A 12,008-nucleotide genomic window follows, 5' to 3' on the forward strand; every position below is an offset into this window, starting at 1 on the left:
CGCCTGCCGCGAAGGCGTGCCGCATGTCGGCAAGTCTTTATCCGAGCGTGACCCCGCCGAGTTCACGTGGACATGCGCAGCACGAACCCCGACTCCAGCGCGACCCATGCCACGCCGTCGTGGTCGATCGCCAAGCCATGCGGCTCGCTGCCCGGCGGAAGATCGATCGTGACGACGTCCGCGCCGTCACCGCTGATGCGCGCGATCTGGTTGGCACCCCACAGGCTCACCCAGACACCGTCGTCGGGGTCCGCGACCACCGCGTGCGGTTTACCCGGCAGCTCCATCTCCTGGATCGCGTCGTCCATCGGGATCCGGCCGATCTTCTCGCCGAGGATCTCGGTGAACCACACCGCGTCGTCGTGCGTGGCGGCGATACCGACGGGACCTGCTCCCGCAGTTGGCAATTCACGCACGGTCAGTCCGTCTGTCGGTGTGAACCGGCCAATTGCGTTGCCCTGATTGAGCGTGAACCACAACGCGTGGTCCGGCCCCACGGTGATCATCGACGGAGCACCGCCGACGGTCGTGCCCGCCGACAGCTCGCCGTCGACCGAGATACGGCCGATCTCACCCGACGTCATCCCCGTGAACCACAGCGCGCCATCCGGGCCCGCGGTGATGCCGTACGGCCCCGTGTCCTCCCCCAGCTCGAACGCGCTCAGTTCGCCGTCCGTCGTGATCCGTCCGATGCGGTCGTCGCCAGTGCGGGTGAACCACAGCGCACCGTCGGGGCCAGCGGTGATGATCGACGGCCGCGATTGCGGATCGACCGGGTACAAGCTGACATCGCCGCTCTTCGTCACCCGGGCGATCGCGCCGCTGTGCACCAGCGTCACCCACATCGCGCCGTCGGTACCGGCCGCCAGCGCACACGGCCCGCCGTCGAGTGCGACCTTGAGGGCGGCGCTCACGCCAGCGTGACGAGGCCGAGTTCGTTGTCCCCGGCCAGCAGTGGATGGTGCGGCAGGACCCGCACGGTGTACCCGACAGGACCTGCCACCGGCAACGGCGTCGTCGTGGAGAACACCTCGTTGCCGCCGTCAGCGGTACCGGTGTGCGCCATCTGCACGGTGATCGGATTCACCAGCACGTCGCTGCCGTTCACGCGGCCCAGCACCGCCTGAACCACCACCTCGTCCGCTCCCAGCCCGGCCAACTGCACCGTCGCGGTCAGCGTGAGCTTCGAGCCGAGCAGCGGGGTATCAGGGAGGCCGTAGCTGTCGACATCGGTGATCTGGATCTTCGGCCACGCCTCGTTCGCGCGCTGCCGGTAGGCCGCCAGCTCGCGAGCCGCGCCGAACGGCTCGCCATCGGCGCCCGGTTCGACTGTCTTGCGCAGCGACGCCGCCGCCGGGGCGTAGTACTTCTCCGTGTAGTCGGTCACCATCCGCGACGCCAGTACCTTCGGCCCCAGCTCCATCAGGGTGTGACGCACCATCTCCACCCATCGCGTCGGGACGCCGTGCTCGTCGCGGTCGTAGAACTTCGGCGCCACCGACTGCTCGAGCAGGTCGTAGAGGGCGGCGGCCTCGATGTCGTCGCGGCGGCCTTCATCGAGCAGCCCATCGGCCGTCGGGATTTCCCAGCCGTTCTCGCCGTCGTACCACTCGTCCCACCAGCCGTCGCGGATGGACAGATTCAGGCCGCCGTTGAGCGCGCTCTTCATGCCCGAAGTCCCGCACGCCTCCAGCGGCCGCAGCGGATTGTTCAGCCAGACATCGCAGCCGTAGTACAGCTGCCGGGCCATCGACATGTCGTAGTCCGGCAGGAACGCGATGCGGTGCCGCACCTCCGGCCGGTCGGCGAACTTCACGATCTGTTGGATGAGCGCCTTTCCGCCGTCGTCTGCCGGGTGCGACTTACCGGCGACGATCAGCTGAATCGGGCGCTTCTCGTCGAGCAGCAGCTTCTCCAGCCGCTCCGGGTCGCGCAGCATCAACGTCAGCCGCTTGTACGTCGGCACTCGGCGGGCGAACCCGATGGTCAGCACATTGGGATCGAATGCCGTTGCGATCCAGCCCAATTCGGCATCCGACGCGCCCCGGTCGTGCCATGACCGGCGCAGCCGGGCCCGCACGTCCTCGACGAGCGCCTCGCGCAGCTGCGACCGGATCCACCACATGTGGCCCGGGTCGACCTCCTTGAGCCGCTGCCACGTCTCAGGCTCGGTGAGCGAACCGAGATCGTCGCTGCCCAGTAGTTCACGGCCCAGCTCGAGCCACTGCGGCGCAGCCCACGTCGGCCCGTGCACACCGTTGGTGATGGAGCCGATCGGCACCTCGGCCGCATCGAAGCCCGGCCACAGCTCGTTGAACATGTAGCGGCTGACCTGCCCATGCAGCAGCGACACGCCGTTGGCGCGCTGTGCGAGCCGCAGGCCCATGTGGGCCATGTTGAACTTCGACGGGTCGTCCTCGGCGCCGAAGGCGATGATCCGGTCCAGCGGCACACCGGGCAGCAGCCGCGACATCGCGCCCAACGGGCCGTCCGTCGACCCGCCGAAGTACCGCTTGACCATCTCCACCGGGAACCGGTCGATGCCCGCTGGCACCGGGGTGTGCGTGGTGAACACAGTGGACGAACGAACCACCGTCAGCGCGGTGTCGAAGTCGAGCCCGGCGTCGATCAGCTCGCGGATACGTTCGACACCGAGGAAGCCTGCGTGGCCCTCGTTCATGTGGAACACCTCGGGCGCGGGCAGGCCCTCGATCTCGGTGTAGGCGCGGATAGCGCGCACCCCGCCGATGCCTGCCAGGATCTCCTGCTTGATCCGGTGCTCCTGGTCGCCGCCGTAAAGCCGGTCGGTGACGCCCCGCAGCTCGTGCTCGTTCTCCGGAATGTCGGAATCCAACAGCAGCAACGGAATTCGGCCAACCTGTGCGATCCAGACCCGTGCCCGCAGCTGGGTGGCGTCGGGCATCGCAAGCTCGACCAACACCGGGTCGCCCCGGTGGTCGGCGAGCAGCCGCAGCGGCAGACCCTGCGGATCCAGCGACGGATAGTCCTCGTGCTGCCACCCGTCGGCCGTCAGCGACTGCCGGAAGTACCCCGAGCGGTACAGCAAGCCGACCGCGATGAGAGGAAGCCCGAGGTCCGAAGCGGACTTCAGGTGATCGCCGGCCAGGATTCCCAGGCCGCCGGAGTAGTTCGGCAGCACCTCGGCAACGCCGAACTCCATCGAGAAGTAGGCGATGCCGTGCGGCAACTGTGCGCCCTCGTCTTGTTGCTGCTGGTACCACAACGGCCGGGTCAGGTAGTTGTCCAGATCGGCCGCCAGCCCGTCGAGTCGCCGCAGGAAGGATTCGTCGACGGCGAGTTCGTCGAGGCGCTTGGGCGTGACCTGCCCGAGCAGCGCGACGGGGTCGCACCCGACCTGCTTCCACAGCTCCGGGTCGATGGCCGTGAAGAGGTCCTGGGTGGGTTTATCCCACGACCATCGCAGGTTGATGGAAAGGCGTTCGAGCGCGGTCAGACGATCGGGCAGATGCGTGCGGACCGTGAACCGGCGGAGAGCTTTCACGCGAGTCAACCTTACTGACAAATCGGCTGACCGCAGCGTGGTGTGGTGATCGCTTCACCCGCATTGGGTTGGGCCGACCACTACGGTGGGTATAGGGCGCCCAGGACGATGAAGCGACGACGAGCACAGCCAGCGTAAGGAGTGATGGGGTGGCCGGTCGTATCGAGATCGATGACGTCGCACCCGTAGTTTCAGGCGGACGGTACCCGGCCAAAGCGGTAGTCGGTGAGATCGTCCCCGTTCGTGCCACGGTGTGGCGCGAAGGCCATGACGCGGTATCGGCCACGCTGGTGGTGCGTTACCACGGCACGAGCTATCCGAAGCTCGCCGACGATCCGCCGGGCCGAGCCAAACAGCCGGCGCCGGTGCCGATCGAAGAGGTGGTCATCCCGGCGCCGCGCATCAAGCCACAGCAGCTGCCGATGTCGGCCGGTCGAACGCCCGATGTGTTCCACGGCCAGTTCAGTCCCACCAGCGTGGGGTTGTGGACCTTCCGTGTCGACGGTTGGGGCGACCCGATCGCGACGTGGCGCAAGAACGTCACCGCAAAGTTGGACGCCGGCCAGAGCGAAAGCGAACTGTCCAACGACCTGCTCGTCGGAGCGAAGCTCTTGGAGCGCGCCGCGACGGGTGCACCGCGTCAACACCGCTATCCCCTGATCGACGCCGCGGCGCGGTTGCGTACCCCTGGTGACCCGTTCACCCGCGCGGGCGCCGCCCTTTCGCCGGAAGTGGCCGAGGTGCTCGATCAGTATCCGCTGCGCGAATTGATCACGCGCGGAGAGCAATACGGTGTCTGGGTGGATCGGCCGGCGGCCCGGTTCAGTTCGTGGTACGAGATGTTTCCGCGGTCGACCGGCGGCTGGGACGCCAAGGGCAATCCCGTGCACGGCACCTTCGCCACCGCAACCAAGGACCTGTCCCGCATCGCGAAGATGGGCTTCGACGTGGTCTACCTGCCGCCGATCCACCCGATCGGCAAGGTGCACCGCAAGGGCCGCAACAACAGTGTGACCGCCGCACCCAACGACGTCGGCTCCCCGTGGGCCATCGGCAGCGACGAGGGCGGCCACGACGCGGTGCATCCGAAGCTCGGCACGGTCGAGGATTTCGACGACTTCGTGGCGGCGGCCCGCGACGAGGGCATGGAGGTGGCCCTCGATCTGGCGCTGCAGTGCGCGCCCGACCACCCGTGGGCGCGCAAGCATCCGGAGTGGTTCACCGTGCTGCCCGACGGCACGATCGCCTATGCCGAAAATCCTCCGAAGAAGTACCAGGACATCTACCCGCTGAACTTCGACAACGATCCGGCCGGGCTCTACGAAGAAGTGCTTCGGGTGGTGCGGTTCTGGATCTCGCACGGCGTCAACGTGTTTCGGGTGGACAACCCCCACACCAAACCGCCGAACTTCTGGGCATGGCTGATCGGTGAGGTGAAGAACGAGAACCCCGACGTGCTGTTCCTGGCCGAAGCGTTCACCCGACCGGCGCGGCTCTACGGGTTGGCCAAACTCGGCTTCACGCAGTCGTATACCTATTTCACCTGGCGCACAGCGAAATGGGAGCTGACCGAATTCGGGGAGCAGATCGCCGAGCACGCCGACGAGGCCCGGCCGAATCTGTTCGTCAACACGCCCGACATCCTGCACGAGAGCCTGCAGCACGGCGGTCCCGGCATGTTCGCGATCCGGGCCGTGCTGGCGTCGACGATGAGTTCGGTGTGGGGGGTGTACTCGGGCTACGAACTCTACGAGCACCGACCGGTGCGGGAAGGCAGCGAGGAGTACCTGAACTCCGAGAAGTACGAACTGCGGCCACGTGATTTCGACGCCGCACTGGCCGACGGCGAATCACTGGAGCCATTCCTGACTCGGCTCAACGAGATTCGTCGTGTCCATCCGGCGTTGCACGAGTTGCGCACCATCAAGTTCCACCACCCCGACAACGACGCGGTGCTGGCCTACAGCAAGTTCGACCCGGTGACCGGCGATCAGGTGCTGGTGGTGGTGACGCTCAACCCGTTCGGGCCCGAAGAGGCAACGCTGTGGCTCGATATGGGAGCGCTCGGTATGGAGCCCTATGACCGCTTCTGGGTGCGCGACGAGATCACCGGCGATGAATATCAGTGGGGGCAAGCGAATTACGTCCGTCTCGATCCGGCACGAGCGGTGGCCCACGTGCTGAACATGCCCCAAGTTCCGGCCGACCAACGACTCAAGCTACTGCGCAGGGAGTGACTGATGACGCAGACCAACCAACGCACCAGCCCGCACTTGCGGCCGCACACGGCAGACCTCAACCGGCTGCTGATCGGCGAGCATCACGACCCGCATTCGATTCTGGGCGCCCACGAATACACCGATCACACGGTGATTCGCGCCTATCGACCGCACGCAGTCGAGGTGGCCGCGCTCATCGGCGGTGAACGCTACGTGTTCACCCATATCGAGGCGGGATTGTTCGCCGTCGCAGTGCCGTTCACCGATCTGGTGGATTACCGGCTCGAGGTGACGTATGACTCGGGCGGCGACGAGCCGCATGTTCACACCGTGGCCGATGCGTATCGCTTCCTGCCCACCCTCGGTGAGATCGATCTGCACCTGTTCGCCGAGGGACGGCATGAGCGGCTGTGGGAGATCTTGGGCGCTCACCCGCGACGCTTCACCACCCCCGACGGTGTCGTGGAAGGCGTGTCGTTCGCGGTATGGGCGCCAAATGCCAAGGGTGTCAGCCTGATCGGTGATTTCAACCATTGGGACGGCAACGAGGCCCAGCTGCGCGTGCTTGGCTCGACCGGCGTGTGGGAGTTGTTCTGGCCGGGCTTTGAGATCGGCGGAATGTACAAGTTCCGCGTACACGGCGCCGACGGGGCAGTGACCGAACGGGCCGACCCCATGGCTTTTGCCACGGAGGTGCCGCCGCAGACCGCGTCGAAGGTGACCAAGAGCGAGTACACCTGGGACGACGCCGACTGGATGGCGAACCGGGCGGCGCAAAACCCGGTGTTCGAACCGATGAGCACCTACGAGGTGCACCTGATGTCATGGCGGCCGGGACTGAGTTACCGACAGCTGGCCGACGAGCTGACGGAATATGTGGTGGCCCAGGGCTTCACGCATGTGGAGCTGATGCCCGTCGCCGAGCACCCGTTCGGCGGGTCATGGGGCTATCAGGTCACGTCGTACTACGCGCCGACGTCGCGACTGGGCAGCCCCGACGATTTCCGTTACCTCGTCGACAAGCTGCATCAGGCCGGAATCGGCGTGATCATGGACTGGGTGCCCGCACACTTCCCGAAGGACGCCTGGGCGCTGGGCCGCTTCGACGGCACCGCACTCTACGAGCACTCCGATCCGCGCCGTGGTGAGCAGTTGGATTGGGGCACTTATGTGTTCGACTTCGGCCGAGCCGAGGTGCGCAACTTCCTGGTCGCCAACGCGCTGTACTGGCTGCAGGAGTTCCACATCGACGGGCTGCGTGTCGACGCCGTCGCCTCGATGCTCTATCTCGACTACTCACGCCCAGAGGGCGGCTGGACGCCGAATATCTACGGCGGCCGCGAGAACCTCGAGGCCGTGCAGTTCCTGCAGGAGATGAACGCCACGGTGCACAAGCTCGCGCCAGGCATCGTCACCGTCGCTGAGGAGTCGACGTCGTGGCCTGGCGTCACGCGGGCGACCAACCTTGGCGGCCTTGGCTTCTCGATGAAGTGGAACATGGGCTGGATGAACGACACGCTGGAGTTCATCAAGCGCGACCCGATTCACCGCAGTTTCCACCACCACGAGATCACGTTCTCGATGCTGTATGCGTACAGCGAGAACTTCGTGTTGCCGATCAGCCATGACGAGGTGGTGCACGGCAAGGGCACGCTGTGGGGCCGGATGCCCGGCAATGACCATGTGAAGGCCGCGGGGATGCGTGGGCTGCTGGCCTATCAGTGGGCACACCCCGGCAAGCAGTTGCTGTTCATGGGGCAGGAGTTCGGTCAGCGCGCGGAGTGGTCCGAGGAGCGCGGCGTCGACTGGTACCAGCTCGATGAGAACAGCTTCTCCAACGGTATTCAGCGGCTGATGCAGGACATGAACGGCATCTACCGCGGCCGTCGGGCGCTGTGGTCGCAGGACACCAGGCCAGAGGGCTATTCGTGGATCGACGCGAACGATTCGGCCAACAATGTGTTGAGCTTCATGCGTTTCGGTGACGACGGCTCGATGCTGGCGTGCGTGTTCAACTTCTCGGGCGCCGAACACACGCGCTACCGACTGGGCTTGCCGCACGCGGGCACCTGGCGCGAGGTGCTCAACACCGATGCCGACATCTACAACGGCACCGGCATCGGCAACTTCGGCGCGGTGGAGGCCACCGACGAACCGTGGCACGGACGTCCGGCGTCAGCGGTCATGGTGCTGCCGCCGCTGGCCGCGCTGTGGTTCGAGCCGGCCTGATCTACGGCGGCTAGTACAGCGCGTTGGCCAGGTTGCGCCGGCCCGCGATGACCTCGGGGTCGGCGGGGTCGAACAGCTCGAACAATTCGATCAGCCGGGTGCGCACCTTGGTGCGGTCGTCGCCTGCGGTCCGTTTGATCAATGCGATCAGCCGGTTGAACGCCGACGCGACGTCCTGCTGAAGGATCTCGACATCGGCTGCGGCAAACGCCAACTCGATGTCGTCGGGCTTGGCGTCGGCTGCGACGACGGCACCAGGTGCGCGGGAGGTCGCGCGCTGCAGGAAGCCGATCTGACGCACCGCGCCCTTCGCTTCTTCGTGGTTCGGGTTCGCGGTGAGCAGCCCTTGGTACGCCTGCAGCGCCGCATCGAAATCGCCGGCGTCCAAATGCGCTCGAGCTTGGGCCAGTTGAGGATCGACCTGCTCGGGCTCCTCGCCCTCGCCGTTGCCTGCGAGCTTGCCCGCCGTCGCGTTCAGCACTTGGTCGATGACCCCGCGAAGCTGCTCTGGAGGTGGCGCTCCCTCGAACTTGGTCAACAGCGTTCCGCCGGCAACCACCACGACAGTGGGGATCGCCTGTACCCGCAGCGCCTGTGCGACCTGTGGAGCCGTGTCGACGTTCACCGTCGCCAACGACCACTTACCGCCATCGGCGTCCGCGAGAGCGCTCAGGTCCTGGCCCAGTCGTACGCTGGCTTCGCTGCGAGGCGACCACAGCAGCACGAAAACCGGCGCCTCGTTCGACCGGACCAGCACCTCGGCTTCGAAGTTGGCCTCGGTGATCTCGACGCCGCTCGGCGGGGCCGCGCTTTCGCCCGCAGGTGCCGATCGTTGTTTGAGGGCTGACAGGTCAACCGCACCGGCCATGGAGGCCGCGATGGGAGGACGGGGACGACTCACGCCCCCAAGTCTGTCACGTCGTTTCCGGTGCGCGCCGCCCTGGTTGGGAGGCGGCCGAGACGGTCTCCGCAGGCCCGATACGACCCGTCCTATCGGCCCATATGAGGAAGATCACACTGGCCAGCGGCACAATGCTCGCCAGCAACGCCAGCAACCACGTACGAGCCGCCCAGTGGTACGCGATTCCGACCAGTAGACCGGTCACGACAAAGGCGATGAAAACAAGGCCGTGGGCCATGCCGAACACCTTGACGCCGATTTCGGTGCGCGGCGTGCCCAGGTACTTGAAGTACATGCCGACCAGCAGACCGACCCAGCTGACGGCTTCCGCCAGCGCGATCAGCCGGAACCAGCCGGGGGCGCTACGCAGATCAAACGCGCTAGTCATAGCGCACATACTACAGAGCGTCGTAGTAGCTACCCGGCGCGAAGCATCAGGGCGTCACCCTGGCCGCCCGCACCGCACAGCGCGGCCACGGCGTAGCCGGAACCGCGTCGGGCCAGCTCAAGGGCGGCGTGCAGGGTGATGCGCGCCCCGGACATGCCGATCGGATGACCGATGGCGATGGCACCGCCGTTGACGTTGACCTTCTCCGGGTCGACGCCGAGTTCCTTCGTCGACGCCAGCGCGACCGCCGCGAACGCCTCGTTGATCTCGATGACGTCGAGCTGGTCCACCGAAATGCCTTCGCGGGCAATCGCCTTCTTGATGGCGTTGGCGGGCTGTGACTGCAATGTGGAGTCCGGGCCCGCGACGACGCCGTGGGCGCCGATCTCGCACAGCCACGTCAGGCCGAGCTCCTGCGCCTTGGCCTTTTTCATCACCACGACGGCCGCCGCGCCGTCGGAGATCTGGGAGGCGGACCCGGCGGTGATCGTGCCGTCCTTGCGGAACGCGGGCTTCAGACCTGCCAACGACTCGGCCGTGGTGTTGGCACGGATGCCCTCATCCTCGGTGAACTCGATCGGATCTCCCTTGCGCTGAGGGATCTTGACCGGCACCACCTCGTCGGCAAAGACGCCGTCTTTCCATGCGGCAGCGGCCTTTTGGTGCGAGGCCGCGGCGACCTCGTCCTGCTCGGCGCGGGTGAACCGGTCGACGTCGTTGCGCTGCTCGGTGAGCGCACCCATCGGCTGGTCGGTGAAGACGTCGTGCAGACCGTCGTAAGCCATGTGGTCGAGCACCGTGACGTCGCCGTACTTGTAGCCGGAACGGCTGTCCATCAGCAGGTGCGGCGCCTTGGTCATCGACTCCTGGCCGCCTGCGACGACGACGTCGAACTCGCCTGCACGAATGAGCTGATCGGCGAGAGCGATCGCGTCGATGCCCGACAGGCACATCTTGTTGATGGTCAGCGAAGGCACATCCCAGCCGATTCCGGCGCCGACGGCGGCCTGACGGGCGGGCATTTGGCCCGCGCCGGCGGTCAGTACCTGACCCATGATCACGTACTCGACCAGCGACGCCGGAACTCCTGCCTTCTCCAGCGCGCCCGCAATGGCGATGGCGCCGAGATCGCTGCCGGAGAAGTCCTTCAGCGAACCCATGAGCTTGCCTACGGGAGTGCGGGCTCCAGCAACAATCACCGACGTCGTCATTTGTTCCCTCCAAGGAATGGGTATTCGGAGATGTGGCCCATGACACATTCCGCAAACATCTGTCTCAAGGTTACCGTTACGTTATGAGCACCGAGCACGTAGAGGCACGTCCAGCGCTTGCGAGTGCTCTCGTAACGGCGATCGACCACGTCGGCATCGCTGTCCCCGATCTCGATGCTGCGATCAAGTGGTACCACGACCACCTCGGCATGATCGTGCTGCACGAGGAGATCAACGAAGAGCAGGGTGTCCGCGAGGCCATGCTGTCGGTGCGTGGCGCTCCGAAGGGCAGCGCCGAGATCCAGCTGATGGCACCGCTCGACGAGACGTCGACCATCGCCAAGTTCCTCGACAAGCGCGGCCCCGGCCTGCAGCAGTTGGCCTACCGCACGAGCGACATCGACCTGCTGAGCGAGAGGCTGCGCGCCGAGGGTGTCCGGCTTCTGTACGACGCGCCCCGACGTGGCACGGCGAATTCACGGATCAACTTCATTCATCCCAAGGATGCAGGCGGCGTGCTCATCGAGCTCGTCGAGCCGGCCGAAGAGCATTAAGACCACTTCCGCGTAGGACTGCGCCGCTGCACCCAACACGGCGTGTGCCAATGCCGTCTGTCCTCAGCGGCGTGTTCACCGCCGTCGGCGGGCCATACCACCAAATGCGCTGTGCCCGAGCGGATCTCGTGATCACATCCCGGGCAGCGGTAGACCTTGGTGGCGCGCGCCGCCGTGATGGCCCTCACCTCGTAGTCGTATCCGTCGGGCCCGGTCTCGATGCGCCGACTCTCCGGCAACGGCGCTAGCGGGCGTTGCCTGCGAGGTGGCGTTCGACGCCGCGGCATTTACCCAGTCTGTCAGAACAGCCGGAACTCGTCGCTGTCCATGCCGCGCATTGCGTCGTAGTCCAAAGTCACACAACGGATCCCGCGATCGGTGGCCAGCGTTCGGGCCTGCGGCTTGATCTGCTGGGCGGCGAACACGCCGGCAACCGGGGCGAGCACGGTGTCGCGGTTGAGCAACTCGAGATAGCGGGTCAGCTGCTCGACGCCGTCGATCTCGCCGCGTCGCTTGATCTCGACGGCCACCGACCGACCCTGTTCGTCGCGGCACAGCAGGTCGACCGGTCCGATCGCGGTCATGTACTCCCGTCGCACCAGGGTGTACCCGGCACCGAGCAGCTCCACGTGCTCGGCAAGCAGCGCCTGCAGGTGCGCCTCGACGCCGTCCTTGACCAGGCCGGGGTCGACGCCAAGCTCATGGCTGGAGTCGTGCTCGATGTCCTCCACCGTGATGCGCAACTGCTCGCCGGCCTTGTTCTGCACCACCCAGACGGGCGCAGGCCCTTCGAGCTCCTCGGAGAGCCAGCAGGGCGGGCTCATCCAGTTCAACGGCTTGTAGGCCCGGTCATCGGCATGGACGCTGACCGATCCGTCGGCCTTGAACAGCAGCAGCCTGCGGGCAGAGGGCAGGTGGGCGGTGAGCCGCCCCACGTAGTCGACAGTGCACTGGGCGATCACGAGACGCACCCGAACACCTTA

10 protein-coding genes are annotated in these 12,008 nt (G+C 66.1%); 3 read left to right on the top strand and 7 right to left on the bottom strand.

Going from position 1 to position 12,008, the window contains the following annotated elements; genetic code table 11:
* Window positions 1–62: 62 nt before the first annotated feature.
* Both GGC64_RS17730 and glgP read right to left on the bottom strand, forming a co-directional pair.
* Window positions 63–845, bottom strand: a complete 783-nt coding sequence (locus GGC64_RS17730; RefSeq protein ID WP_225952069.1) for a virginiamycin B lyase — start codon at window positions 843–845, stop codon at window positions 63–65.
* 65 nt (window positions 846–910) lie between these two features.
* On the bottom strand, window positions 911–3,523 hold the full coding sequence (gene glgP, locus GGC64_RS17735; RefSeq protein WP_192723776.1) for an alpha-glucan family phosphorylase: 2,613 nt from the start codon (window positions 3,521–3,523) through the stop codon (window positions 911–913).
* A gap of 149 nt (window positions 3,524–3,672) precedes the next feature.
* Between glgP and GGC64_RS17740 the strand changes: the two genes are divergently transcribed.
* Together GGC64_RS17740 and glgB are read left to right on the top strand one after the other, a co-directional pair.
* Complete coding sequence (locus GGC64_RS17740; protein WP_192723777.1) at window positions 3,673–5,760, top strand: alpha-1,4-glucan--maltose-1-phosphate maltosyltransferase; 2,088 nt, start codon at window positions 3,673–3,675, stop codon at window positions 5,758–5,760.
* A gap of 3 nt (window positions 5,761–5,763) precedes the next feature.
* Complete coding sequence (gene glgB / locus GGC64_RS17745; RefSeq protein WP_192723778.1) at window positions 5,764–7,971, top strand: 1,4-alpha-glucan branching protein GlgB; 2,208 nt, start codon at window positions 5,764–5,766, stop codon at window positions 7,969–7,971.
* Window positions 7,972–7,981: 10 nt separating this feature from the next.
* Here the strand turns inward: glgB and GGC64_RS17750 are convergent, their stop codons facing one another.
* Genes GGC64_RS17750 through GGC64_RS17760 form a run of 3 tightly spaced genes read right to left on the bottom strand, consistent with a single transcriptional unit; the run spans window position 7,982 to window position 10,471 of the window.
* Entirely contained in the window at window positions 7,982–8,872 is an 891-nt protein-coding gene (locus GGC64_RS17750) for a tetratricopeptide repeat protein (RefSeq protein WP_192723779.1), read from the bottom strand.
* 13 nt (window positions 8,873–8,885) lie between these two features.
* Window positions 8,886–9,269, bottom strand: coding sequence for a DUF3817 domain-containing protein (locus GGC64_RS17755; protein WP_192723780.1), 384 nt, complete (start codon window positions 9,267–9,269; stop codon window positions 8,886–8,888).
* A 20-nt stretch (window positions 9,270–9,289) separates the two neighbouring features.
* Entirely contained in the window at window positions 9,290–10,471 is a 1,182-nt protein-coding gene (locus GGC64_RS17760; protein ID WP_192723781.1) for an acetyl-CoA C-acetyltransferase, read from the bottom strand.
* A gap of 83 nt (window positions 10,472–10,554) precedes the next feature.
* Between GGC64_RS17760 and mce the strand changes: the two genes are divergently transcribed.
* Window positions 10,555–11,025, top strand: a complete 471-nt coding sequence (mce, locus tag GGC64_RS17765; protein WP_192723782.1) for a methylmalonyl-CoA epimerase — start codon at window positions 10,555–10,557, stop codon at window positions 11,023–11,025.
* Here mce and GGC64_RS17770 read toward each other — a convergent pair.
* Window positions 11,022–11,312: a hypothetical protein gene (locus GGC64_RS17770; RefSeq protein ID WP_192723783.1), complete on the bottom strand. Its 291-nt coding sequence runs from the start codon at window positions 11,310–11,312 to the stop codon at window positions 11,022–11,024. The two genes, mce and GGC64_RS17770, sit on opposite strands and share 4 nt — an antisense overlap.
* Window positions 11,313–11,324: 12 nt before the next feature.
* A complete protein-coding gene (gene nucS, locus GGC64_RS17775) occupies window positions 11,325–11,996 on the bottom strand; it encodes an endonuclease NucS (protein ID WP_192723784.1) in 672 nt (223 codons plus the stop codon).
* Window positions 11,997–12,008 lie beyond the last annotated feature (12 nt).

This window comes from Mycobacterium sp. OAS707 (assembly GCF_014873705.1).
Classification (GTDB): Bacteria; Actinomycetota; Actinomycetes; order Mycobacteriales; family Mycobacteriaceae; genus Mycobacterium.